This window comes from Prauserella shujinwangii, from assembly GCF_003001955.1.
Lineage (GTDB): Bacteria > Actinomycetota > Actinomycetes > Mycobacteriales > Pseudonocardiaceae > Qaidamihabitans > Qaidamihabitans shujinwangii.
The window spans coordinates 81689-104973 of sequence record NZ_PVNH01000004.1 but is presented as its reverse complement, the minus strand read 5'-3'; the positions used below and the strand labels follow the sequence as shown (position 1 = coordinate 104973).

23 protein-coding genes are annotated in these 23285 nt (G+C 73.4%); 9 read left to right on the top strand and 14 right to left on the bottom strand.

The window, feature by feature from the left end; genetic code table 11:
- Window positions 1-21: 21 nt before the first annotated feature.
- From gatB to gatC, 3 genes are read right to left on the bottom strand one after another with little or no spacing between them, the layout of a single operon-like run.
- Window positions 22-1527: an Asp-tRNA(Asn)/Glu-tRNA(Gln) amidotransferase subunit GatB gene (gene gatB, locus B0I33_RS10235; protein ID WP_106178382.1), complete on the bottom strand. Its 1506-nt coding sequence runs from the start codon at window positions 1525-1527 to the stop codon at window positions 22-24.
- Window positions 1524-3029 carry an Asp-tRNA(Asn)/Glu-tRNA(Gln) amidotransferase subunit GatA gene (gene gatA, locus B0I33_RS10230; RefSeq protein WP_106178381.1) on the bottom strand — a complete coding sequence of 502 codons (1506 nt, stop codon included), beginning with the start codon at window positions 3027-3029 and terminating at the stop codon, window positions 1524-1526. The genes gatB and gatA overlap by 4 nt, the downstream gene beginning before the upstream one ends.
- A complete protein-coding gene (gene gatC / locus B0I33_RS10225; RefSeq protein ID WP_106178380.1) occupies window positions 3026-3325 on the bottom strand; it encodes an Asp-tRNA(Asn)/Glu-tRNA(Gln) amidotransferase subunit GatC in 300 nt (99 codons plus the stop codon). Before gatC ends, gatA begins: the two co-directional genes overlap by 4 nt.
- A 256-nt stretch (window positions 3326-3581) precedes the next feature.
- Between gatC and B0I33_RS10220 the strand changes: the two genes are divergently transcribed.
- Complete coding sequence (locus B0I33_RS10220; protein WP_181193245.1) at window positions 3582-4235, top strand: ACT domain-containing protein; 654 nt, start codon at window positions 3582-3584, stop codon at window positions 4233-4235.
- Between the two features lie 57 nt (window positions 4236-4292).
- The gene (locus tag B0I33_RS10215; RefSeq protein WP_106178378.1) at window positions 4293-4886 is read left to right on the top strand and encodes a hypothetical protein; all 594 of its coding nucleotides are present in this window, start codon (window positions 4293-4295) and stop codon (window positions 4884-4886) included.
- On the opposite strand, the gene B0I33_RS10210 is transcribed toward B0I33_RS10215, so the two are convergent.
- From B0I33_RS10210 to B0I33_RS10195, 4 genes are read right to left on the bottom strand one after another with little or no spacing between them, the layout of a single operon-like run.
- The gene (locus B0I33_RS10210) at window positions 4868-5374 is read right to left on the bottom strand and encodes a GNAT family N-acetyltransferase (RefSeq protein WP_106178377.1); all 507 of its coding nucleotides are present in this window, start codon (window positions 5372-5374) and stop codon (window positions 4868-4870) included. The two genes, B0I33_RS10215 and B0I33_RS10210, sit on opposite strands and share 19 nt — an antisense overlap.
- Window positions 5367-7517: an NAD-dependent DNA ligase LigA gene (gene ligA / locus B0I33_RS10205; RefSeq protein ID WP_106178376.1), complete on the bottom strand. Its 2151-nt coding sequence runs from the start codon at window positions 7515-7517 to the stop codon at window positions 5367-5369. Before ligA ends, B0I33_RS10210 begins: the two co-directional genes overlap by 8 nt.
- An 11-nt stretch (window positions 7518-7528) precedes the next feature.
- A complete protein-coding gene (locus tag B0I33_RS10200) occupies window positions 7529-8239 on the bottom strand; it encodes a hypothetical protein (RefSeq protein WP_245900628.1) in 711 nt (236 codons plus the stop codon).
- Between the two features lie 8 nt (window positions 8240-8247).
- Entirely contained in the window at window positions 8248-9285 is a 1038-nt protein-coding gene (locus tag B0I33_RS10195) for a methionine synthase (protein ID WP_106178375.1), read from the bottom strand.
- A gap of 136 nt (window positions 9286-9421) precedes the next feature.
- Here B0I33_RS10195 and B0I33_RS10190 point away from each other — a divergent pair, with 136 nt between their 5' ends.
- The 4 genes from B0I33_RS10190 to B0I33_RS10175 all read left to right on the top strand — a co-directional run bounded on the left by B0I33_RS10190 (window position 9422) and on the right by B0I33_RS10175 (window position 12211).
- Window positions 9422-10255: a nitrilase-related carbon-nitrogen hydrolase gene (locus tag B0I33_RS10190; protein WP_106178374.1), complete on the top strand. Its 834-nt coding sequence runs from the start codon at window positions 9422-9424 to the stop codon at window positions 10253-10255.
- A 127-nt stretch (window positions 10256-10382) separates the two neighbouring features.
- Window positions 10383-11429 (top strand): MBL fold metallo-hydrolase, encoded by a 1047-nt coding sequence (locus B0I33_RS10185; protein WP_106178373.1) that lies wholly within the window; start codon window positions 10383-10385, stop codon window positions 11427-11429.
- An 87-nt stretch (window positions 11430-11516) separates the two neighbouring features.
- Window positions 11517-11774, top strand: a complete 258-nt coding sequence (locus tag B0I33_RS10180; RefSeq protein ID WP_106178372.1) for a hypothetical protein — start codon at window positions 11517-11519, stop codon at window positions 11772-11774.
- A complete protein-coding gene (locus B0I33_RS10175) occupies window positions 11774-12211 on the top strand; it encodes a TA system VapC family ribonuclease toxin (protein WP_106178371.1) in 438 nt (145 codons plus the stop codon). The genes B0I33_RS10180 and B0I33_RS10175 overlap by 1 nt, the downstream gene beginning before the upstream one ends.
- On the opposite strand, the gene B0I33_RS10170 is transcribed toward B0I33_RS10175, so the two are convergent.
- Window positions 12208-13716 (bottom strand): acyl-CoA synthetase, encoded by a 1509-nt coding sequence (locus tag B0I33_RS10170; RefSeq protein ID WP_106178370.1) that lies wholly within the window; start codon window positions 13714-13716, stop codon window positions 12208-12210. The genes B0I33_RS10175 and B0I33_RS10170 overlap by 4 nt on opposite strands.
- 171 nt (window positions 13717-13887) lie before the next feature.
- Here B0I33_RS10170 and B0I33_RS10165 point away from each other — a divergent pair, with 171 nt between their 5' ends.
- Entirely contained in the window at window positions 13888-14394 is a 507-nt protein-coding gene (locus B0I33_RS10165) for a hypothetical protein (RefSeq protein WP_106178369.1), read from the top strand.
- Between the two features lie 90 nt (window positions 14395-14484).
- On the opposite strand, the gene mnmA is transcribed toward B0I33_RS10165, so the two are convergent.
- The 4 genes from mnmA to B0I33_RS10145 form a co-directional block, all read right to left on the bottom strand.
- Window positions 14485-15573, bottom strand: coding sequence for a tRNA 2-thiouridine(34) synthase MnmA (gene mnmA, locus B0I33_RS10160; RefSeq protein ID WP_106178368.1), 1089 nt, complete (start codon window positions 15571-15573; stop codon window positions 14485-14487).
- Window positions 15574-15575: 2 nt separating this feature from the next.
- Entirely contained in the window at window positions 15576-16796 is a 1221-nt protein-coding gene (locus B0I33_RS10155) for a cysteine desulfurase family protein (protein ID WP_106178367.1), read from the bottom strand.
- A 48-nt stretch (window positions 16797-16844) separates the two neighbouring features.
- Window positions 16845-18206, bottom strand: coding sequence for an MFS transporter (locus B0I33_RS10150; protein ID WP_106178366.1), 1362 nt, complete (start codon window positions 18204-18206; stop codon window positions 16845-16847).
- Between the two features lie 151 nt (window positions 18207-18357).
- Window positions 18358-19716 carry a TrpB-like pyridoxal phosphate-dependent enzyme gene (locus tag B0I33_RS10145; protein ID WP_106178365.1) on the bottom strand — a complete coding sequence of 453 codons (1359 nt, stop codon included), beginning with the start codon at window positions 19714-19716 and terminating at the stop codon, window positions 18358-18360.
- A gap of 129 nt (window positions 19717-19845) precedes the next feature.
- On the opposite strand from B0I33_RS10145, the gene mtnA reads away from it, so the two are divergent.
- Entirely contained in the window at window positions 19846-20829 is a 984-nt protein-coding gene (gene mtnA / locus B0I33_RS10140) for an S-methyl-5-thioribose-1-phosphate isomerase (RefSeq protein ID WP_106178364.1), read from the top strand.
- A complete protein-coding gene (locus B0I33_RS10135; RefSeq protein ID WP_106178363.1) occupies window positions 20826-21704 on the top strand; it encodes a phosphotransferase family protein in 879 nt (292 codons plus the stop codon). Before mtnA ends, B0I33_RS10135 begins: the two co-directional genes overlap by 4 nt.
- On the opposite strand, the gene B0I33_RS10130 is transcribed toward B0I33_RS10135, so the two are convergent.
- Both B0I33_RS10130 and B0I33_RS10125 read right to left on the bottom strand, forming a co-directional pair.
- Entirely contained in the window at window positions 21629-22912 is a 1284-nt protein-coding gene (locus B0I33_RS10130; RefSeq protein WP_106178362.1) for an RNA polymerase sigma factor, read from the bottom strand. The genes B0I33_RS10135 and B0I33_RS10130 overlap by 76 nt on opposite strands.
- On the bottom strand, window positions 22909-23271 hold the full coding sequence (locus B0I33_RS10125; protein WP_106178361.1) for a YciI family protein: 363 nt from the start codon (window positions 23269-23271) through the stop codon (window positions 22909-22911). The genes B0I33_RS10130 and B0I33_RS10125 overlap by 4 nt, the downstream gene beginning before the upstream one ends.
- Between the last annotated feature and the right edge of the window lie 14 nt (window positions 23272-23285).

The following is a 23285-nucleotide window of genomic DNA, read 5'->3' as shown; positions in this document are numbered from 1 at the left end:
GCGGGAGAGCACGCCGGACGCTCAGCCGCCGACGCGTTCCAGGATCAGTTCGCGCACCCGCTTGGCGTCCGCCTGGCCCTTCGTCGCCTTCATCACCGCGCCCACGATGGCGCCCGCGGCCTGGACCTTGCCGCCGCGGATCTTCTCGGCCACGTCGGGCTGGGCGGCGAGCGCCTCGTCGACGGCCGCGAGCAGCGCGGAGTCGTCCGACACGACCTTGAGCCCGCGCCGGTCCACGACCTCGTCCGGCCCGCCCTCCCCGGCCAGCACGCCCTGCACGACCTCGCGCGCGAGCTTGTTGGTCAGCTCACCGGACTTCACCAGCTCGATCACGCGGGCCACCTGGGCGGGCGTGATCGGCAGGTCGGCCAGCTCCACCTCGCGGGCGTTGGCCTGCTGGGTGAGGTACTGGACCCACCAGCTGCGGGCCTCGCCCGGCTCGGCGCCCGCGTCCACAGTGGCCGCGACCAGGTCGGCGGCGCCGGTGTTGATCAGGTCGCGCAGCTCCTCGTCGGTGAGGTTCCACTCCTGCTGGATGCGCTTGCGCCGCTCCCACGGCAGCTCCGGCAGGGTGGCCCGCAGCTGCTCGACCCACTCGCGGGACGGCGCGACCGGCACCAGGTCCGGCTCGGGGAAGTACCGGTAGTCCTCGGCGGTCTCCTTGGTCCGGCCGGACGACGTGGTGCCGTCCGCCTCCTGGAAGTGCCGGGTCTCCTGCTTGACCGTGCCGCCCCCGGCCAGCACCGCGGCCTGCCGGGTCATCTCGTACCGCACGGCGCGCTCGACGCTGCGCAGCGAGTTGACGTTCTTCGTCTCGGTCCGGGTGCCGAACTCGCTCGCGCCCTTGCGCATGAGGGACACGTTCGCGTCGCAGCGCAGCGAGCCCTGGTCCATCCGCACGTCGGAGACGTCCATGGCGCGCAGCAGGTCGCGCAGAGCGGTCACGTACGCGCGGGCGACCTCGGGCGCACGCTCCCCGGTGCCGGTGATCGGCTTGGTGACGATCTCGATGAGCGGCACCCCGGCCCGGTTGTAGTCGAGCAGCGAGTGCTCGGCGCCGTGGATCCGGCCGGTCGCGCCGCCGACGTGCAGCGACTTGCCGGTGTCCTCCTCCATGTGGGCGCGCTCGATGCCGACCCGCACCACCTCGCCGTCGTCGAGCACCACGTCGAGGTGGCCGTCGAACGCGATCGGCTCGTCGTACTGCGAGGTCTGGAAGTTCTTCGGCATGTCCGGGTAGAAGTAGTTCTTCCGCGCGAAGCGGCACCACTCCGCGATCTCGCAGTTGAGCGCGAGGCCGATGCGGATCGCCGACTCCACCGCCCTGCCGTTCATCACGGGCAGGGCGCCCGGCAGCCCGAGGCACGTCGGGCAGACGTGGGTGTTCGGCTTGCCGCCGAACAGGTTGGCGCAGCCGCAGAACATCTTGGTCCTCGTGGACAGCTCGACGTGCACCTCGAGCCCGAGCACCGGGTCGAAGCGCTCGACGACCTCGGCGTAGTCCATCAACTCGGCGACCGCGGTCACACGGACACCCCCTTCAGCTCCGGCACCCGGTCCAGCAGCGGACCGCGGACCGTCTCGTAGGCGGCGCCGACGCGGTAGAGCCGCTCGTCGGCCAGCGCGGGCGCCATGATCTGCAGGCCGACCGGGAGACCATCGTCATCGGACAGTCCACTCGGGACACTCATCGCGGCGTTGCCCGCCAGGTTGGCCGGGATCGTGCACAGGTCCGCGTAGTACATCGCGAGCGGGTCGTCCACCCGCTCCCCGATCCGGAACGCCGTGGTGGGCGTCGTCGGCGAGACGAGCACGTCCACCCGCTCGAACGCGGCGGCGAAGTCGCGGCTGATCAGCGTGCGCACCTTCTGCGCCGAGCCGTAGTAGGCGTCGTAGTAGCCCGACGACAGGGCGTACGTGCCCAGCATGATCCGCCGCTTGACCTCGGGGCCGAAACCGGCCTCGCGGGAGGCCGACATCACCTCCTCGGCGCTGTGCTCGCCGTCGTCGGCCACCCGCAGCCCGTACCGCATCGCGTCGAAGCGGGCCAGGTTGGAGGAGCACTCGCTCGGCGCGATGAGGTAGTAGGCGGGCAGCGCGTAGGCGAAGTTCGGACAGGACACCTCGACGACCTCGGCGCCCTGCTCCCGCAGCTGGCCCAGCGCCCGCTCGAACGAGCCGAGCACACCGCGCTGGTAGTGCTCGCCCGCGAACTCCCTGACGTAGCCGACGCGGACACCGGAGAGATCCCCGCTCGCGCCCTCGCGCGCGGCGGCGACCACCGGCGGCACGGGCGCGTCGATCGACGTGGAGTCGAGCGGATCGTGCCCGGCGATGACCTCGTGCAGCAGGGCGGCATCGAGCACGGTGCGCGCGCACGGCCCGGCCTGGTCGAGCGACGACGAGAACGCCACGAGGCCGTAGCGGGACACCCCGCCGTAGGTGGGCTTCACGCCGACCGTGCCGGTGACGGCGCCGGGCTGGCGGATCGACCCGCCCGTGTCGGTGCCGATGGCCAGCGGCGCCTCGAACGCCGCCAGCGACGCCGACGAGCCGCCGCCGGAACCGCCGGGGATGCGCTCCGGATCCCACGGGTTGCGGGTCGGCCCGAACGCCGAGTTCTCGGTGGACGAGCCCATCGCGAACTCGTCCATGTTGGTCTTGCCCAGGATGACGACGCCCGCCCGGCGGAGCCTGCGCGTCACCGTCGCGTCGTACGGCGGGACCCAGTTCTCCAGAGTCCGTGAGCCGCACGTGGTGGGCATGTCCTTCGTGGTCAGCACGTCCTTGAGCGCGAGCGGGACCCCGGCGAGCGCCGAGGCGGGCTCGCGACCCTCGGCGAGGTCGGCGTCCACCGCGCGCGCGGTGGCGAGCGCGCCCTCGGCGTCGACGTGGAGGAACGCGTGCACCAGCCCGTCCACCTCGGCGATGCGGTCGAGGTGCGCCTGGGTGACCTCCACGGCCGTCACCTCGCGCGCGTGGATCTTCGCCGCCAGCTCGGCGGCCGGGAGCCTCGTCAGATCGGTCACTGCTCTTCCCCCAGGATGCGCGGCACGCGGAACCTTCCCTCCTCGGCCGCGGGCGCTCCGGCCAGCGCCTGCTGCTGCGTCAGCCCCGGCCTGACCTCGTCGGCACGGAAGACGTTCGTCAGCGGCACGGCGTGCGAGGTGGGCGGGATGTCGTCCTTCGCGACCTCGCCGACCGCGGCCACGGCATCGAGGATCTGGTCGAGCTGGCCTGCGAAGACGTCCAGCTCCTCCTCGGTGACGGCCAGCCTGGCCAGCTTGGCAAGGTGCGCGACCTCGTCGCGAGAGATGTTCGGCACGCGGGTGACTCCCCGGGTCTGCTCCGGTCGGGATGGTGTGGGCACTGTCTCCAGGCAGTCTATGGCGTGCGACCTGGCACTCTCGACGGGGTTACGGCGGCCGTGTACACCTGGACACGGGCACGGTGACTCCCCATGCGCCGGGCGTTCTGCCACAATCAGCGGCCGGCAACACGCGCTTCCGCGGTGAGGAGGGCGCGCGGTCCCGGCCGAGCCGTGTGGAAGCTGCGTTGAACTGCTTGAACGAGGTGAACTGGTGTCGTTCCTGATCCGGGTACAGCTACCGGACACTCCGGGCACCCTCGGCGCCGTGGCCACCGCGCTCGGCCTCGCGGGGGCCGACATCCTCAGCGTGGACGTGGTCGAGCGCGGAAACGGCATCGCCGTCGACGACCTCGTGGTGGAGCTGCCCTCGGGACGGCTCCCGGACGCGCTGATCACGGCGGCCGAGAGTGTCGAAGGAGTCGAGGTCGACGCCGTGCGCCCGTACGCGGGGGTGCTGGACACGCACCGCGAGCTGGAACTGGTGGAGGAGATCGCCGGGCAGCCCGCGTCCGGCCTCGAACTGCTGGCCGAGGGCGTGCCCCGGATCATCCGTGCCGGCTGGTCGCTGGTCGTGCAGCACTCCGACGACGGAGTGCGGAGGCTGGCCGCGTCCGGTGCGGCGCCGGAGGCACCGATCACCGACATGCCGTGGCTGCCGCTGGAGCGCGCCACGGTGCTGGACGCCGAGGAGCCGTGGATCCCGGAGACGTGGCGGGAGCTCGGCACCGAGCTGGCGGCCACGCCGCTGGGCAAGCCGGACCGGGCGCTGCTGGTGGGGCGGCCCGGCGGCCCGATGTTCCGCGCGGCCGAGGTCGCCCGCCTCGCGCACCTGGCCGGCATCGTCGCGGTCGTGCTGGACACCTGAGTACGTACGCTCGTGAGTGAAGACCGTGGTTAGCACAACGTCACTCACTCACGAGCCATGAGCAGCAGGAACGCCAGAGCGGAGGAAGTCGAGCAGCGGCTCGCCGGGCCGGTGCTCGTGGCGGCGCTCGTCTCCGTCCCCGCGGTGTTCCTGAGCACCGCGAGCGGCCCCACCGCCGTCATCGGCACCGTTCTCAACTGGGCCTCCCTCGCCGTCCTGCTCGGCGAGTCGGTGCTGCTGCTGGTGCTCAGCCGGGACGTCGCCGCCTGGATCCGCGACCACCGCTGGCACCTGCTGGTCGCGGGCGTGACGGTGCCCGCGGTGGTGTTCCTGGTCGGGCCCGTGCAGATCCTGCGGCTGGTGCTGTCGATCGGCGCGCTGCGGGTGCTGCGCGCGGGCCGGATCGTCCGCGCCGGGCGCGTCCTGCGGCGCAGGCTGGGCTGGCGGCATCACCGGGGCCGGTGGCTGCTCGGCGGCGCGACCGTGCTGGCGGCCGCGTTCGTCACGATCGTGCTCGCCGACCCGACCTCCCGGAGCCGCCACGTGACCGACTGGGTGCTCGACCACGTCGGGGTGGCACCCGTGCTCGCGGCCGGGCTGCTGCTCGCCGTGGGGACGGCCGTGGTGGTGCGCTACCGCAGGCGGTCGTGAACGAACGCGCGCAGCGCCAGCCCGGGCACCGGGTACCAGTCGCGTTCGGGCGCCCGCCGGAACCCGAGCCGCTCGTACAGCCGGTGCGCGGTCCGCATCGCGTCGAGGCTGCACAGCACCACCCGGGGCGCGGCCAGCTCCCTCGCCCGGTCGAGCACCGCGGTGACCAGCGCCTCGCCCACCCCGCGGCCCCGCGCGTGCCCGGCGACGGCGAGCATCCGGAACTCCAGCTCGTCGTCCCTGGCCAGCTCGGCGTACGGCGTGCCGGCCCGGGTCACGGTGACCGTGCCGAGCAGCGTGCCCGTGCCGTCGACCGCGACCAGCAGCTCGGCCTGTTCGGCGCGGGCTCGCGCGTCGCGCAGCTCGCCGGCGTAGGAGTCGCCCGCGTCGTGCGTGAGCAGGCCGTCCGCCCGGTAGGCGGCCACGGTCAGCTCCCCCACCTCGGCCAGCTCCCCTGGCCGCGCCGCGCGGATCCGCACGTCACTCATCGGTGTCCCCGGTGTCCCCGGTGTCCCCGGCGACCTCGGCGACCTCCCGCGCCGCCTCGGGTCCGCGGTCCAGCAGCACCCGGAACCCGTCCTCGTCGAGCACCGGGACCTTCAGCTGGACCGCCTTGTCGTACTTCGACCCCGGCGCGTCGCCCACCACCACGAACGCGGTCTTCTTCGACACCGAACCGGCGGCCTTGCCGCCCCGCGCCATGATCGCCTCCTTGGCCTCGTCGCGGGAGAGCGTCTCGAGCGATCCGGTGACGACGATGGAAAGCCCCTCCAGGTGCCGGGGGATCGACTCGTCGCGCTCCTCGGCCATCCGCACGCCTGCCCGCCGCCACTTCTCGACCACCTCGCGGTGCCAGTCGACGGCGAACCACTCGCGGACCGCGCGCGCGATGGTGGGGCCCACGCCGTCGACGTCGGCCAGCTCCTCCTCGGTGGCGTTGTCGATCCGGTCGATCGAGCCGAACTCCCTGGCCAGCGCCTGCGCGGCGGTGGGGCCGACGTGCCGGATCGACAGCGCGACGAGCACCTTCCAGAGCGGACGGTCCTTGGCGGCGTCGAGGTTCGCGAGCAGCTTGTGACCGTTGGCGGACAGCTCGCCCGCCTTCGTGCGGAACAGGTCCGCCTGCTTGAGGCGGTCGGCGTCGAGGTCGAAGATGTCGCCCTCGTCGGCGATCACGCCGGACTGCAGCAGCGCCGTGGCCGCCTCGTAGCCGAGCATCTCGATGTCCAGCGCCGAGCGGCCGGCGAGGTAGAACAGCCGCTCACGCAGCTGAGCGGGGCAGAACCGGGAGTTGGGGCAACGGATGTCGACGTCGCCCTCCTTCTCGTACGCCAGCGACGTACCGCACTCGGGGCACTGGGTCGGCATCACGAACTCGCGCTCGTCGCCCGTGCGCACGTCGACGACCGGCCCGAGCACCTCGGGGATCACGTCACCCGCCTTGCGGATGACGACGCGGTCGCCGATCAGCACGCCCTTGCGCTTGACCTCCTCGGCGTTGTGCAGCGTGGCCATCGCGACGGTGGAGCCCGCCACCTTCACCGGCTCCATCACCGCGTACGGCGTGACCCGTCCGGTGCGCCCGACATTGACCCTGATGTCGAGCAGCGTGGTGTTGGCCTCCTCGGGCGCGTACTTGTACGCCACCGCCCAGCGCGGCGCCCGCGACGTGGAGCCGAGCCTGCGCTGCAGCGACACCTGGTCGACCTTGATGACGACGCCGTCGATCTCGTGCTGCGCGTCGTGCCGGTGCTCGCCCCAGTACTCGATGTGCTCGATCAGGCCGTCGGCGGTCTCGATCACCTTGCTGTACGGGGACACCGGCATGCCCCACTCCGCCAGCGCCTCGTACGACTCGGACTGCCGCTCCGGCTCGAAGCCGACACGCTTGCCGAGGCCGTGGCAGAGGAAGCGCAACGGCCGCGTCCGCGTGACCTTGGGATCCTTCTGCCGCAGCGAGCCCGCGGCCGCGTTGCGCGGGTTGGCGAACGGCGGCTTGCCCGCCTCCACGAGCCGGGCGTTGAGGTCGGCGAACTCCTCGACGCGGAAGAACACCTCGCCCCGGATCTCGAGCAGGTCGGGCACGCCGAACCGCTCGCTCTCCCGCAGCCGCTCCGGCACGTCCTCCAGCGTGCGGACGTTGAGCGTGACGTCCTCGCCCGTCCTGCCGTCGCCCCGGGTGAGCGCGCGCGTGAGCCTGCCCTTCTCGTAGAGCAGGTTCAGCGCGAGGCCGTCGACCTTCAGCTCGCACAGGTACCGCGTGCTGCCGCCGACCTCCCGTTCCACGCGGTCGACCCAGGTGCGCAGCTCGTCGTAGTCGAAGACGTTGTCCAGGCTGAGCATGCGCTCGAGATGGTCGTGCGCCGCGAACTCCGTGGAGAACGTGCCGCCGACCTGCTGGGTCGGCGAGTCGGGCGTGGCCAGGCCCGGGTACTCCCGCTCCAGGTCCTCCAGCTCACGGAACAGCCGGTCGAACGCGGCGTCCGAGATCGTCGGAGAGTCGAGGACGTAGTACCGGAACTGGTGGCCGCGGACCTCCTCGGCCAGCTCGGCGTGCCGGTCGCGCACGTCCTGCGGGACGTCCCCGATGTCCTGGGCCTGCTCGGTGGTGACGACGTCTTCACTGCTCACAGGGTGTAACCCTAGTCAGCGCCTCCGACATTCGCGTGCAGCGCACGCACCAGGTCACGCAACTCCACCAGGGAGATCGACCCGGCGGGCTCCAGCTCGGCCGTCTCGACGCGGCGCAACCGCTCGGCGGCGAGCCGCTCCCCCAGCGCGGCGTCGAGCGGGAGGAAGGTCAGGGCCGTGCGCGTGGCCTCGTCCAGGTCGGCGAACCGGGGATGGTGCACCGCGACGTCCACCACGCCCTCGGTCTCGTCCACCTGCGCGACCACGCGGACCTCGGCCAGCGCCACCCGCTGCCCGCCGACGTTGACGGTGACCTCGGCCGGGTCGGGCACCGGAGGCACGGAGTCGTGGTACTCCCAGATCGCGTCCTCGGCGGGCGCGGCGGCCTTCCACGCGTCGGTGTACGGCCGCAGCTCGGGATCCTCCTGCCCGCTCACCACGAGCGCGTAGACGGCCCGCTGCCCGCGTTCCAGCGACACCTGCAGCCGGGGATGGACGCCCGCCACGGCGTCGCACAGCGCGAGCTCCACCCGCTGCGGCTCCCGGTCGCCCAGGGCGGCACTCACCTCGGGCAGCAGCTCCCGCCAGCGCCGCCAGAACACCCGCGCGGCGACGGCGGGGTCGCGCGGCACCGGCTGCTCCGGCCACGGGGTGCGGGGGTCGGGCGGGTCGGCCGCGCGGCGTTCGCGGGACAGCCGGGACGGTCGCGCCCACCGGGGCAGGCGCACGGCTACCACCCCTCGGGCGGCTCGGCGAACGCCCGGCCCAGGTCGCGGGTCAGGGCGAGCGCGCGGCGCATCCACTCCGCGCTCGCCCCGGCCAGCCCGCACGTGGGCGTCGGCACGGAACGCTCGGCGAGCATCGAGCGGGCGAAACCGAGCCGGTCGGCCAGCCGCAGTGCGGGCGAGGCCGCGTCGTACAGGCTCGGCCAGGTCTCCGGCGTCTCGCCGGGAACGAGGCCGAGCAGGAAGACCGTGCCGGAGTCCCACGCCTCGCCGATCTCGTCGAGCAGCGAGCCGGGCGCGCCCGCGAGCTGGGTGGCGTCCAGTGCCAGCGCGCCGGCGCCGGTGCCGCGCAGCAGGGCCACCGGCGGGCGGGGGCCGCAGCAGTGCACGATCACGCGCTGGCCGGTCATCGCGCGCGCCGCCGACACCACCGTGGCGAGCAGGTCGCGCGCCTCCGGTTCGGGCACGGCGTCGACGGTGCCGTAGCCGGACGCCGTCGGCAGCGCACCGGCCAGCACCGACGGCAGCGTCGGCTCGTCGAACTGCACGACGACGTGGGCGCCCGTGCGGTCGGCCAGCTCGCGGATGTGCGCGGCCAGGCCTTCCAGCAGGGACTCGGTGAAGTCGCGCGTGGCGCCGGGGTCGGTGAGCACGCGGTGCCCGCGGGCGAGCTCGACGCCCGCCGCGAGCGTCCACGGTCCCGCCACCTGGGTCTTGACCAGGCGCGGCGCGGCGCCCGCCCGCGTCAAGGCGTCCTCGAACGCGTCGACGTCCCAGCGCAGCAGGTCGGTGGCGCGGCGGTGGTCGCGGCCGGGTCGCGCGCTCACCCGGTAGCCGCTGGGGACCACCTCCACGGCCAGGTCCACGAGCAGCGCCGCGGTGCGCCCGATGAGGTCGGCGCCGGCACCACGGGCGGGCAGCTCCGGCAGGTGCGGGAACTCGGGCAGCTCGCCGAGCACGATCGCGGCGGCCTCGGCGGGGTCCGTGCCGGGCATCGACCCGATGCCGGTGGCCACGGCGGGCGGCCAGGGAAGCTCTGTCACGGTAGGAGATTCTGCTGGGTCTCGCCGGGCCGCGGATGCTCCCCCCGGGTGTGTCGCCGAGTCCTCGCAGGGTGCACCGGCGATCCCGTACCTTCGACGTATTCGCACCCGCTGCGCACGCGAGGAGGTGAGACGCATGAGAGTGGCACTGGCCCAGACCGACTGCCGGCTCGGCGACGTGGAGGGGAACCTCGTCGATGCCGAGCGGATCATCAAGGACGCGGCCGCCCAGGACGCGGATCTGGTGGTCTTCCCCGAGCTGAGCCTCACCGGGTACGCGCTCGGCCAGCTGGCGGACGACATCTCGCTGTGGCCGGACGACCCGCGTCTCGCCGACCTCGGACGGCACGGTCCCGACGTGCTCATCGGGTTGCTGGAGGACGGGCGGATCCGCAGGCACAACTCGGCGCTGTACTTCTCCGGCGGGTCACTGGTGCACAACCACCGCAAGCTGTACCTGCCCAACTACCTCATCTGGGAGGAGCGCAAGCACGCGAGCCCCGGGCAGCACATGCGGGCGTTCGACACCCGGCTCGGCCGGATGGCCACGCTGATCTGCAACGACGCGTGGCAGCCCATGCTGCCGTGGCTGGCCGCGCAGGACGGGGCCGAGATCCTGCTCGTGCCCGCCAACAGCGCGGCCAAGCTCACCGCGGGCTCGATCGACCCGGTCGAGTACTGGCACGACCTGCTCACCTTCACCGCGCGCATGCAGCAGTGCTGGGTGGTGTACGTCAACCGCGTCGGCGACGAGGCGGGGGTGCGGTTCTGGGGCGGCTCGCGGGTGATCGACCCGTGGGGCTCCGCCGTGGCGACCGCGCCGACGTGGGACGAGTCGCTGACGTTCGTGGACCTGGACCTCGCCGCGGTCCGGCGGCGCCGGCGGGAGATCCCGCTGCTCGCCGACGCCCGGATGGGCCTGCTGCGCCGCGAGCTGGAGCGGCTGATCACCGAGAGCGGCGACGACTGACCGCGGTCCCGGCGCGGGCAACCGAGTAAGCGCCCGTTCAGTGACGTGTGTCTCAGCCGCCTCCTTTCCCCGGCGTGAAGCTGGTCAGATCGGGAGAGGTCGTTGGACGCGAGACAGTGAGGTCGCCGTGGAACCGCTCGCCGAGGACAGCAGCAGGCACTGGGCCGAACCGGGGGTCTACACCGTCGCGCCGGGGGTGTACCGCATCCCGCTGCCGCTGCCGCACGACGCCCTGCGGGCGGTCAACGTCTACGCGATCGTCGAGGGCGACTCGCTCGCCCTGATCGACTCCGGCTGGGCGCTCACCGAGGCACGCGAACAGCTTGCCGCCGGGTTGAAGGCCCTCGGCGCCGAGCTCGGCGACGTCGGGCAGTTCCTCGTCACCCACGTCCACCGCGACCACTACACCATGGCGGTCGCGCTGCGGCGCGAGTTCGGCGGCACGATCGGGCTCGGCGAGCACGAGGCCGAGTCGTTGCGGCTGGCGGGCGGGCCGGGAGTCACCCCGGTGCGGGCGCAACTGCGGTCGTTGCACCGGGCAGGCGCCGAACCGCTGGTGAACGAGCTCGTCGAGTCGTTCGGCGGCGGTGAGCGCCGGCGCACGAAGGAGGACCTGTGGGAGGAGCCCGACGTCTGGCTGACCCCGGGCAGGCGCACGGTGCTGCCCGGCAGGCAGCTGGAGGTCGTGCACACGCCCGGCCACACGGCGGGGCACGTGGTGTTCGACGACGCCGCGGCCGGGCTGCTGTTCACCGGTGACCACGTGCTGCCGCACATCACACCGTCGATCGGGTTCCAGCCCGCGCCCTTCGAGCTGCCGCTGAAGCGGTACCTCGGCTCGCTGCGGCTGGTGCGGAGCATGCCGGACCGGCGGATGCTGCCCGCGCACGGCGCGGTGTCGCCGAGCGTGCACGCCAGGGTGGACGAGCTGCTGGCGCATCACGACCGCAGGCTCGCCGAGACGGGCGAGACGATCGCCCGTGGCGCCACCACGGCGTACGAGGCCGCGCTGCGGCTGACGTGGACCCGGCGCGAGCGGACGCTCGCCGACCTGGACGTGTTCAACAGGATGCTCGCCGTGCTGGAGACCGCCGCCCACCTCGACCTGCTGGTCACCCAGGGCAGGCTCACCGCCACCGAGACCGGAGACGTCCGCCACTACGCCCTCCCCTGACCCGCGTGTCCGCCACGTGTGTACGCGTGTCCGCGTCGCGCGGCGACCGAACGCGTCCCGCCGCGCGGTCGGTGCTAATATGCTTTTATGCGCACCACCGTCCACCTGCCCACCGAGGTGCTCCGTGCCGCGAAAGCCGAGGCCGCCGCACGCGGAGAGACCCTGAAGGAGTTCCTCACGCGCGCGGTGGTGCACGAACTCGGTGACCCGTCCCACCCGGCCACGCGCGGCCGGGTCCGGCTGCCGCTGGTGGGAAGCTCACGCCCGGGCACGGTGGACGTCTCGAACGCCGGTATCGAAGCCATCCTCGCCGCCGAGGACGCCGAGAAGCACGGCAACCACTGATGCTGCTCGATGCCGGTGTGTGGCTGGCGGCGGTGTGGGCCGGTCACGTCCACCACCCGCGCGTGGCGCGATGGTTCGACGAACAATCGGGCGACCTGTGGCTCTGTCGCGTGACACAGATGAGCCTGTTGCGGTTGCTGTCCAACCCGGCGGTGCTGCGGGACGACGCTCTCACCCGCGCCGACGCGTGGCGGGTCGTCGACGCTCTGCGGAACGACGACCGGGTGCGCTGGTCGGGCGAACCCGCGCAGCTGGAGCAGGTGTGGCGGGCGATCTCCGCACGGGACGACAACAGCCACAAGCTCTGGACGGACGACTACCTGGCGGCGTTCGCCCAGGTCGCGAGCCTCACGCTGGTGACGCTGGACACCGGGTTCGCGCGTCGGTATCCGTCGGTGTCGGTCGAGACCCTGCTCGGCGCCGACCCGACGGGCTAGGCGAGGCGGTCCCGCAGCTCGCGCTTGAGGATCTTGCCGGAGGCGTTGCGCGGCAGGTCGTCGACGAAGCGCACCGACTTCGGCACCTTGAACGACGACAGCGTGCCGCGCGCGTGCTCGATCAGCTCCTCCTCGCCGACCCGCTCCTTCGGCACGACGACGGCGGTCACCGCCTCGATCCACTTCTCGTCCGGCAGCCCCACCACGGCGACCTCGCCCACCGCGGGGTGCGTGTAGAGCGCGTCCTCGATCTCCCGCGACGCCACGAGCACGCCGCCGGTGTTGATGACGTCCTTGATCCGGTCGACGACGTACAGGTAGCCCTCCTCGTCGACACGCACGAGGTCACCGGAGTGGAACCAGCCGTCGCGGAACGCCTCCGCCGTCTCCTCCGGCTTGTCCCAGTAGCCCAGGGCGAGCTGCGGCGACCGGTAGACGACCTCGCCCTGCTCGCCGGGCGCCACGTCGCGGCCCTCGGCGTCCACCACCCGCAGTTCCACGAACAGCACCGCCCTGCCCGCCGAGTCGGGCCGCGTGGCGTGCTCGGCCGGGCCCAGGATCGTCGCGAGCGGACCGATCTCCGACTGCCCGAAGCAGTTGTAGAAGCCGAGGTCCGGCATCGCCGCCTGGAGCCGCTCCAGCACCGGCCCCGGCATGATCGACGCCCCGTAGTACGCCTTGCGCAGCGCCGAGAGATCACGCTCGCCGAACTCGGGATGGTTGGCCAGCGCCACCCACAGCGTGGGCGCGGCGAAGAACGCACCGTGCCGGTCGGCGGCGAGCCTGCGCAGGATGTCGGCCGGGTCGGGCGCCTCGACCAGCGTGTTCGTCGCCCCGACCGCGAGCCACGGCAGCAGGAAGACGTGCATCTGCGCGGAGTGGTAGAGCGGCATGACGTGCAGCGGGTCGTCGTGCTCGGTGAGGTCCAGCCCGACGATGCACGACACGTACTCGTGCACGAGCGCGCGGTGGGTCATCATCGCGCCCTTGGGCCGCGACGTGGTGCCCGACGTGTAGAGCAGTTGCGCCAGGTCGGTGTCGGCGACCTCGACGTCGAGCGCGGGCACGTCGCCCGCCCGCGCGGAGTCCAGCAGCGAGCCGTCCGCGTCCCGCAACGGCAGCACGTGCTCCAGCTCCAGCCCCAGCTCGTCGACGTTGCCGCGCAGCGCGGGATCGACCAGCGCGACCCTGCTGCCGGACTGCTCCACCAGGTACGCCAGCTCGCCGCCGACCAGGTTGTAGTTCACCGGCACGTGCACCAGCCCGGCCCGCGCGCAGGCCAGGAAGCCGATCAGGTACGCGTCGGAGTTCCTCCCGTACGCCGCCACGCGGTCGCCGTGCCGCAGGCCCAGGTCGAGCAGGCGCCGGGCGGCCCGGCTCACCGCGGCGTCCAGCTCGGCGTAGGTCCATGCCCGGTCACCGAACCGCAGTGCCGTGCGCCCCGGCACGCGGGCGGCGGTGCGCCGCAGGACGTCGGGGACCGTGCTGGACCGGAGCGTGCTCATCGATGACCTCCCGCGCTGGCGTGCGAACCACTCGTGCGTTCCCACGTTTATCACCTCGCGAGCCACACCGTCGCCGTTGACCTTCCGGTTGGTTGAAGGCCGACCATGGCATCCCGGCCCCAGGCGGGCCGGGCGATCCCACCACTGCGTCATGTCTCAGGAAGGACGACGATGACCACACCGACCAGCGCCGACCCGATCATGGCGGCGATCGGAGCGGCCATGGCCGAGGGCCGGGCCGGGAACACCGCCGCTGCCAGAACCCGGCTCCTGAGCCTCTGGGAGATGATCGGCGTCGAGGGCGACCCGCTGCACCGCTGCACGCTCGCGCACCACCTCGCCGATCTCCACGACGACGCGGCCGAGGCGCTGGCCTGGGACGTGCGGGCTCTCGACGCGGCCACCGCCCTCACCGACCGGCGCGTCCAGGAAGCCGGCGCGAACCTGCGCGTCGCGGGCTTCGCTCCCTCGCTCCATCTCAACCTGGCCGACGACTACCGCAGGCTGGGCTCCTTCGCCGCGGCCCGCGAGCACATCGAAGCCGCGCGCGAGCGTTCGCCCGCACTGCCGGACGACTCGTACGGCGACCTCATCCGGCGCGCGATCGGCGAGGTCGCCGACGCGATCGCCGATCGCGACACCGCACCGCGCGCATCGGCACCTGGCCGGGTGAACTGACCCGCGGAGACGCACCGCTGCCCTGGGCACGGCGGCGGTGCGCTCCCTCGCGGACGCCGCACTCGCGAGCCTGAACGGGGGACTCGCGGATCAGGCCGTGGCGGCGATCTTGGCGCTGCCGAGCACGACGTCCCCGGCGGGATCCTCGCGGTAGAGCACGGCGACCTGCCCCGGCGCCACGCCGGTCAGCGGCTCCCGCAGCTCGAGCGACACGCCACCGTCCACCGCCTCGGCCACCGCGGGCGCGATGCCGCCGTGCGCGCGCACCTGCACGTGGCACTCGGTGGGACCGGCCAGCGGGCGGCCGGTGGGCCAGATCGGGCGGTCGGCGTCGATCCGGCGCACCGTGAGGTGGTCCGCGGAGCCCACCTTCACCGTGCCGGACTTGGGCTCCAGCGACAGCACGTACCTCGGCCTGCCGTCCGGGGCGGGAGCGTCGATGCCGAGTCCCTTGCGCTGTCCCACGGTGAAGCCGTGCACGCCGGTGTGCCTGCCCAGTACGGCGCCGGTCTCGGCGTCCACCAGCTCGCCGGGCCGCTCGCCGAGCCGCTTCTCCAGGAACGACCTGGTGTCGCCGTCGGGGATGAAGCAGATGTCGTGGCTGTCCGGCTTCCTCGCCACGGCCAGCCCGCGCTCGGCCGCCTCGGCGCGCACGTCGGACTTGACCGAGTCGCCGAGCGGGAACAGCGAGTGCCGCAGCTGCTCGGGTGTCAGCGACGCGAGCACGTAGGACTGGTCCTTGTGCGCGTCGGCGCTGCGGCGCAACTCCGGCACACCGTCCACAACGGATAGACGGGCGTAGTGTCCCGTGCACACGGCGTCGAAGCCGAGCGCCAGCGCCTTCTCCAGCAGCGCCTCGAACTTGATCTTCTCGTTGCACGTGACGCAGGGGTTCGGCGTGCGGCCCGCGGCGTACTCGCCGACGAAGGTCTCCACGACCTCCTCGGTGAACCGCTCGGCGAAGTCCCACACGTAGAACGGGATGCCGAGGATGTCGGCGGCCCGCCGCGCGTCGTGCGAGTCCTCGATCGTGCAGCAACCCCGCGAGCCGGTGCGCAGGGTGCCCGGTTTCGCGGACAGGGCGAGGTGCACGCCGACCACGTCGTGCCCGGCGTCGACGGCTCGCGCGGCGGCGACCGCCGAGTCCACTCCCCCGCTCATCGCGGCCAGTACCCGCACGCTCACACCTCCTGCTCTGTCGGCTGTGGCTCGGTGCGCTGCTTGCGCATCCCGGAGAGTCCCGCCTGCCTGGCCCTGGTGACCACGCCACCGATCTCGGCCGCGAGCGCCTCGATGTCGTCGCGGGTCGACGTGTGGCCGAGGGAGAACCGCAGCGAGCTCCGCGCGGAGGCGGCGTCGGCGCCCATCGCGAGCAGCACGTGGCTGGGCTCGGCGACCCCCGCCGTACAGGCCGATCCGGTGGAGCACTCGATGCCCTTGGCGTCGAGCAGCATCAGCAGGCTGTCCCCGGCACAGCCGGGGAACGTGAAGTGGGCGATCCCGGGCAGCCGGTCCACCGAGCCGTCGACGGGCCCGCCGTTGAGCACCGCGTCCGGGACCTCGCGCCGGACGGCGGCGACCAGGTCGTCGCGCAGCTTGGCCAGCTCGCCGGACCGGGTGGCACGGTGCCGGACGCTCTCCCGCACGGCCGTGGCGAGGGCGTGGATGGCGGGCACGTCGAGCGTTCCGGAGCGGATGTCGCGCTCCTGGCCGCCGCCGTGCAGCAGCGGCACGCACGGGGTGTCCCGGTCCAGCAGCAGCGCGCCGATCCCGTAGGGCCCGCCCAGCTTGTGGCCGGTCAGCGTCAGCGCGCTCGCGCCGCTGGCGCCGAAGTCGACGTCGACCGCGCCGACCGCCTGCACGGCGTCCGTGTGCAGCGGGACGGCGTACTCGGCGCAGACCGCCGCGAGCTCCGGCAGCGGGTTGACGGTGCCGACCTCGTTGTTCGCCCACATCACGGTGGCCAGCGCCACGTCGTCCGGGTTCTCCTCGATCGCCGCGCGCAGCGTCTCGGGACGCACCCGGCCGTAGGCGTCGACGGCCAGCCAGGTGACATCGGCGCCGTGCTCGGCGAGCCACTCGACCGTGTCCAGCACCGCGTGGTGCTCGACGGCGCTCGCCAGCACCCGGCGGCGCGCGGGCTCGGCCTTCGCGCGGGCCCAGTAGATGCCCTTGACCGCGAGGTTGTCGCTCTCGGTGCCCCCGGCCGTGAAGATCACCTCGGACGGCCGCGCGCCGAGCGCGTCGGCGATGACCTCCCTGGCTTCCTCCACCACGCGCCGGGCCCGCCTGCCCGAGGAATGCAGCGACGAGGCGTTGCCCACGGTGGACAGCGCCTCACTCATCGCCGCGACGGCTTCCGGCAACATGGGGGTGGTCGCCGCATGGTCTAGGTAGGTCATCGCCTATCGAGGGTAGTCCTGTCCCGCCACCGGCCGTTGCGGTGCCGCTCACTTCCCGGCCGCGGCCCGGGGCCGGGTGAGCAGCGAGCCCAGGGCCGCCACCGCCGCGAGCACGCAGGCGAGCACCAGGATCGCCGGTCCCGGCCGCGCGGCGGAGGCCAGCACTCCCAGCAGCACCCCGCCACAGCCGATCGCCAGCGCCGCGGCCACCCAGTCCCCCACCTGCAGTGCGGAGGTGTTGAAGCCGCGCTCGTGCTCGGGCGAGTGCCGCAGCAGCAGCACCGACAGCGACGGCATCGCCAGCCCCATCCCGGCGCCCCCGAGCAGCGCCGCGGCGAACGCGACCCAGCCGGGGCACCACGGCCGGGTGACCACGGCCAGCAGCACCAGCCCCGCGGCGACCAGGCCGAACCCGGCCCGCACCAGGGACTCCCTCGGCCAGTCGAGGTGACGGGCCTGCAGCACCTCGGTCGCGCACCAGCCGAGCGCCACCACGGTGAGCGGCAGTCCCGCGAGCGCGGGGCCGTAGCCGTGTACGCCGGTCATCGTGAGCGGGAGGTAGGCCTCCATCCCCGCGAAGGTGCCCGCGACCAGGGCACGGGAGGCGACGACCGCCGGCAGGCCCGGCCTGCCGGTGAGCGTGCCCTCGGGCAACAGCCTGCGCAGGGACACGGCGAGCGCCACCAGCCCGGCGAGGCCGTAGCCCGCGGCGAGCGCGGACGGGTGCTGGACCGCCCAGGTCAGCGCGGTGACCCCGGCCGCCACGAACATGGCGGCCGGGACGCCCGCGCGCCGCCCGCCCGGCCGGGGCACGTGCCGCTCCAGGCCGCGGGCCACCCGCGTGAGCAGGGCGAGCGCGACCAGCACCAGGGGGACGAGCCCGAGGAACACCCACCGCCAGCCCACCCGCTCGGTGACCAGCCCGGCCAGCGGCGGACCGACCACGGCGGGCAGCACCCAGGCGGCGGCGTTGGCGGCGTAGATCACCGGCCGCTCGCGGTCGGTGTAGACGAGGGCGATCAGCAGGGCGGTGGCGACCAGCACCGTGCCTGTGCCGAGGCCCTGCAGGAACCGGCCGAGCAGCAGCACCGGCATGCCCGGCGCGCCGCCGGCGACGAGCAGGCCCGCGAGGAACGTCAGCGGTCCGGCCAGCAGCGGCCCGGCCGGGCCGCGCCGGTCGCAGAACCGGCCGGCCAGCACGGTCGCCGCCACGCTGGCGACGAGGAACGCCGTGAACGGCCACGAGTAGAGCGCGCCGCCGCCGAGCTCGGTGACCATCGTCGGCATCGCGGTGGCGACGCCGAGGTTCTCGAACGCGACCAGGGTGACCACGAGCAGCAGCCCCGCCGTGGTGGTGCGGTGTTCCGGAGTCCACAGCACCCCTCGGCGGGGCTGCTCACGCGTCGTCATGCGCCTCAGCGTGCAAGCTCGACCGCGCTGGAGGTCCAGTCCCGCCGCAAGCTCCCCAATGTGGCGTTGGTTGCGTTCAACGCACCGAACGCCACATTGGGTGCGTCCAACGCACCCAATGTGGCATTGGGGAGCTCGGTGCCGATCGGGGTCAGGTGGCCGGGAGCGCGGCCAGGGAGGCCTCCAGCGTCTCCTGCGGCAGCTCGTGGTCGATCATGTCGCCGGCCAGGTACGCGCCGTAGGCGGGCAGGTCGAGGTGCGCGTGCCCGCACAGCGCGGTGAGGATGACCTTCTCCTCGCCGCTCTCCTTGCAGCGCAGCGCCTCCCGCACGCACGCGGCGAGCGCGTGCGTGGGCTCGGGCGCGGGGATGATGCCCTCGGCGCGGGCGAACCGCACGCCCGCGGAGAAGCACTCCTGCTGCGGCACGGCGACCGCCTCGATGAGCCCCAGCTCGTAGATGTGCGACAGCAGCGGCGACATACCGTGGTAGCGCAGGCCGCCCGCGTGGATCGGGTCCGGGATGAAGTCGTGCCCGAGGGTGTGCATCTTGAGCAGCGGCGTGAGCCCGGCGGTGTCGCCGAAGTCGTAGGCGTACCGGCCGCGGGTGAGCGAGGGGCACGCGGCGGGCTCGACCGCGCGGATGGTCGGCGACATGCGGCCGGCCAGCTTCTCCCGCAGGAACGGGAACGCCAGCCCGCCGAAGTTGGAGCCGCCACCCGTGCAGCCGACCAGCACGTCGGGCGTGTCCCCGGCCAGTTCGAGCTGCTTGAGGGCCTCCTCGCCGATGACGGTCTGGTGCAGCAGCACGTGGTTGAGCACGCTGCCCAGCGCGTAGCGGGTGCCCTCGTCGGAGGCGGCCTTCTCGACGGCCTCGCTGATGGCGATGCCGAGACTGCCGGTGGAGTCCGGGTGCTCGGCGAGGACCTTGCGGCCCGACTCGGTGAGGTCGGACGGGCTCGGGTGCACGGTGGCCCCGTAGGTCTCCATCATCAGCTTGCGGTACGGCTTCTGGTCGTAGGAGGCGCGGACCTGCCAGACCTCGCAGTCGATGCCGTACTGCGCGCACGAGAACGCCAGCGCGCTGCCCCACTGCCCGGCGCCGGTCTCGGTGGTGAGCCGCGTGATCCCCTCGGCGGCGTTGTAGAAGGCCTGCGGCACGGCGGTGTTCGGCTTGTGCGAGCCGACCGGGCTGACGCCCTCGTACTTGTAGTAGATCTTGGCCGGGGTGCCGAGCGCCTTCTCCAGCCTGCGGGCGCGGAACAGCGGCGACGGCCGCCACAGCCGGTAGACGTCGATCACCTCACCGGGAATGTCGACAAAGCGATCTGTCGTCACCTCCTGGCCGATGAGGGCCTGCGGGAACAGCGGCGCCAGGTCGTCGGGACCGACCGGCTGGCCCGTCGCCGGGTGCAGCGGCGGAGGCGGTGGCTCCGGCAGGTCGGGCACGATGTTGTACCACTGGGTGGGCATGGAGTCCTCGTCGAGGAGGTACTTGGTTCGGCCGGACACGTCGCGCCTCCGAGGGAGTCGAGCAAGGGAGCTTTACTGCCGTCTGACGGTAGTAAAGCTCCCTTGCTTCGCACCAGTGTGACGGCAGGGACGCAAGTGGGTGAAAGTCGGCGCTGGCAGGATGGAGGGGTGCGAAGGACCATCGACTGGGACGCCGGGGCCGTGGTGATCGTGGACCAGTGCGCCCTGCCCGCCACCTACCGCACGCTGCGGCTGACCGGTGTGGACGAGCTGATCGACGCGATCCGGCGGCTCGCCGTCCGGGGCGCTCCCGCGCTCGGTGCCGCCGGGGCGCTCGGGGTGGCGCTGGCGGCGTTCCGGCACGGCGGCGACCACGCCGCCGTGCGCGCGGACGCCGAACGTCTCGCCGCGGCCCGGCCGACCGCCGTGAACCTGCGCTGGGGCGTGCGCCGGGCACTGGCCCGGCTCGACGGCGGCGCGGACGCGGTGCTCGCCGAGGCGCGGTCGATGCTCGCCGAGGACGAGCGGGTCAACCGGGCGGCCTCGCAGCACGCGGCCGGGCTGGTCCTGCACCGATGCCCGCGCCGCCCGCTGCGCGTGCTCACCCACTGCAACACCGGGCGGCTCGCCGCCGTGGGCTGGGGCACCGCGCTCGGCACCGTGTGGCACCTGCACGCGGACGGGCACGTCGAGTACGTGCTCGCCGACGAGACCCGCCCCCTGCTGCAGGGCGCGCGGCTCACCGCGTGGGAACTCGCCGAGGCCGGGGTGCCCTACCGGCTGCTGCCCGACTCCGCCGCGGCGTCGGCGATCGCGCGCGGGCTCGTGGACGTCGTCCTCGTGGGCGCCGATCGCGTGGCCGCGAACGGTGACGTCGCGAACAAGGTCGGCACCTACGGTCTCGCCCTGGCCGCCGCCCGGCACGGCATCCCGTTCGTCGTCGTGGCACCGGAGTCCACGGTGGACAAGGAGCTGGCCACCGGGGAGGCGATCGTCATCGAGGAACGCGGCGCGGACGAGCTCACGCACATCGGGGACCGGCGGGTCGCCCCGGACGGCGCCGCGGTGTTCAACCCGGCGTTCGACGTCACCCCCGTCGAGCTGATCACCGCCGTGGTGACCGAGCACGGCGTCTTCGCGGAGGCCCGGTGACCGACGTCCCCGCACTCGACGCCCTGCGCGCACGGCTGCGCCTCGGCCCGCTCGAGCGGTTCCCGGACGGCTCGCTGCCCGTCTACGCCGCGGGCGAGCACCTCGCGCTCAAGCTGTACCCACCCGAGGACGCCGCCGAGGCCGACACCGAGACCACCGTCCTGCGCGTGCTGGAAAGGCGGTTGTCGGTGCCCACCCCGGCCATCGTGGACACCGGTGCGCACGAGGGCTGGCGGTACGTCCTCATGCGACGGTTGTCCGGGGAACACCTCGACGACGTGTGGCCCCGGCTGTCCGCCACTGAACGCCTGGAGCTGGCCGGGCGGCTCGGTGCCGTCCTCGCGGAGCTGCACGCGGTGACCGACCCCGCGATCGCCACGCTCGGACCGCGCGACTGGTCCACGTTCGTCGCGGCCCAGCGCGCGTCGGCGGCCGACCGGCAGCGCGAGCTGGGTCTCGGCGAGGACTGGCTCGCGCGCATCCCCGGTTTCCTCGCCCGGGTCGACCTCGGCACGCCTCCGCGCGTGCTCCTGCACACCGAGTTCCTCCGCGAGCACCTCCTGCTGACCCACGATGGCACGCGCTGGACGGTGACCGGGCTGCTCGACTTCGAACCCGCGATGCGCGGCGCCGCCGAGTACGAGTTCGTCGCCGTGGGAATCCACCTCGCCGGGGGCGACCGCGCGTTCCTGCGGCGGCTGCTGCTGTCCTACGGCTACTCCTCCGGCGACCTCGGCGAGGCACTGGCGCACCGCCTGCTCGCGTACACGCTTCTGCACCGCTACGGCAACCTGCGCGGCTACCTCGAGCGGCTGCCCGCGCCGCCCCGCCCGACGCTGGAGGCGCTGTCGGTCACCTGGTTCGGCGCCTCCTGACAGCGATCCGCTCTGGCGCGCAGGTAGCGCTGCTCCGGCGCACTGGTCGTGCGGCGCGCCGCCTCCGCGTACCACCGCCCGGCCTCCGCGTGGTCGCCGGAGAGCTCCAGCAGGTGCGCGCGCACGGCGGCCACACGGTGGTGGCCGGCGAGCCCGCCTTCGATATCCACAGTGGACAGCAGATCGAGTCCGGCCGCCGGGCCGTCCACCATCGCGACGGCCACCGCGCGGTTCAGCGTCACCATCGGCCCCGGATCCAGCTGTCCGAGCAGCCGGTACAGCTCCGCGATCTGCGCCCAGTCGGTGTCGTCCGCGCGCGCGGCCTCCGCGTGCACCGCCGCGATCGCCGCCTGCACCTGGTACGCCCCCACGAGCGAGTGGGGCAGCGTCCTGGCGATGAGGTCGAGCCCCTCGCGCAGCTCGGCGCCCCGCCACCGGGTGCGGTCCTGCTCCGCCAGCGGCACCAGGTCACCGGCGGGCGTCGTCCGCGCCGGGGTGCGGGCATCGGTGAGCAGCATGAGGGCGAGCAGCCCCGCGGCCTCGCCGTCGCCGGGCAGCAGCCGGTGCACCTCGCGGGCGAGCCGGATCGCCTCCGCGGTCAGCTCGGCCCGGTGCAGCTCGGTGCCCGCCGTCGCCGTGTAGCCCTCGTTGAAGATCAGGTAGAGCACGTGCAGGACCGCGGCGAGCCGCGCGGTCCGCTCCCCGCCGGACAGCGCTCCGAACGTGGCGCCCTCGGCCGCGATCCGCTGCTTCGCCCTGCTGATGCGCCGCGTCATCGTGTCCTCGGGCACGAGGAAGGCGCGGGCGATCTGCGCGGTGCTGAGCCCGCCGACCGCGCGCAGGGTCAGCGCGATCCGCGACTGCTCGGTCAGGGCCGGGTGGCAGCAGAGGAACAGCAGGTCGAGAGTGTCGTCCCGGGAAGGGACCGGCTCCGCGGGAGCGGCCACGCGCTCGGCCGCCGCCTGCTCCCGGCGCCTGCGCGCGGCGTCGCTGCGCCACTGGTCGTACAACCTGCGGGTGGCCGCGGTGACCAGCCAGGCCTTCGGATCCCGGGGCACGCCGCCGTCCGGCCAGCCGAGCGCGGCGGCGAGCAGGGCCTCCTGCACGGCGTCCTCCGTGGCGGGCAGGTCGCCGTGCCTGCGCAGGAGCGTGCCGAGCACTCGTGGAGCGAGCTCGCGCAGCAGCCCCTCGATCGACGCGGCGGTCACATCTCCATGCCTGCGCACTCCATGACGGGGCGCACCTCGGCCCCGCAGATCCGCGCGTCGGGGATCCGCGCGGCGATCTCCCGCGCCCGCTCCGGCGTGTCGCAGTCGACGAGGTAGAAACCCGCCAGGTGCTCCTTGACCTCGGCGTACGGGCCGTCGGTGTGCACGGCGACCCCGTCGCGGACCCGCACGGCCGAGGAGCGGGACGGGTCGGCGAGGGCCTCGCTGGCCAGCAGCTCTCCGGTGGCGATGAGCTCCGCGTCCAGTTCGGCGTGCTCGCGGGCCACCCGGTCCCGCTCCTGCTGGGACAGCGCGTTCCAGGTGGCGGGCGAGCTGTAGATCAACAACAGGTACTTCACGGTTCACCTTCCTT

What these genes read in the sequence shown, in the direction of transcription:
- B0I33_RS10165 (WP_106178369.1), top strand. Translation starts at nt 13,888, where the DNA reads ATGACCACACCGACCAGCGCCGACCCGATCATGGCGGCGATCGGAGCG.
- B0I33_RS10170 (WP_106178370.1), bottom strand. Translation starts at nt 13,716, where the DNA reads ATGAGCACGCTCCGGTCCAGCACGGTCCCCGACGTCCTGCGGCGCACC.
- B0I33_RS10190 (WP_106178374.1), top strand. Translation starts at nt 9,422, where the DNA reads ATGAGAGTGGCACTGGCCCAGACCGACTGCCGGCTCGGCGACGTGGAG.
- B0I33_RS10180 (WP_106178372.1), top strand. Translation starts at nt 11,517, where the DNA reads ATGCGCACCACCGTCCACCTGCCCACCGAGGTGCTCCGTGCCGCGAAA.
- B0I33_RS10210 (WP_106178377.1), bottom strand. Translation starts at nt 5,374, where the DNA reads ATGAGTGACGTGCGGATCCGCGCGGCGCGGCCAGGGGAGCTGGCCGAG.
- B0I33_RS10175 (WP_106178371.1), top strand. Translation starts at nt 11,774, where the DNA reads ATGCTGCTCGATGCCGGTGTGTGGCTGGCGGCGGTGTGGGCCGGTCAC.
- B0I33_RS10150 (WP_106178366.1), bottom strand. Translation starts at nt 18,206, where the DNA reads ATGACGACGCGTGAGCAGCCCCGCCGAGGGGTGCTGTGGACTCCGGAA.
- B0I33_RS10215 (WP_106178378.1), top strand. Translation starts at nt 4,293, where the DNA reads ATGAGCAGCAGGAACGCCAGAGCGGAGGAAGTCGAGCAGCGGCTCGCC.
- B0I33_RS10155 (WP_106178367.1), bottom strand. Translation starts at nt 16,796, where the DNA reads ATGACCTACCTAGACCATGCGGCGACCACCCCCATGTTGCCGGAAGCC.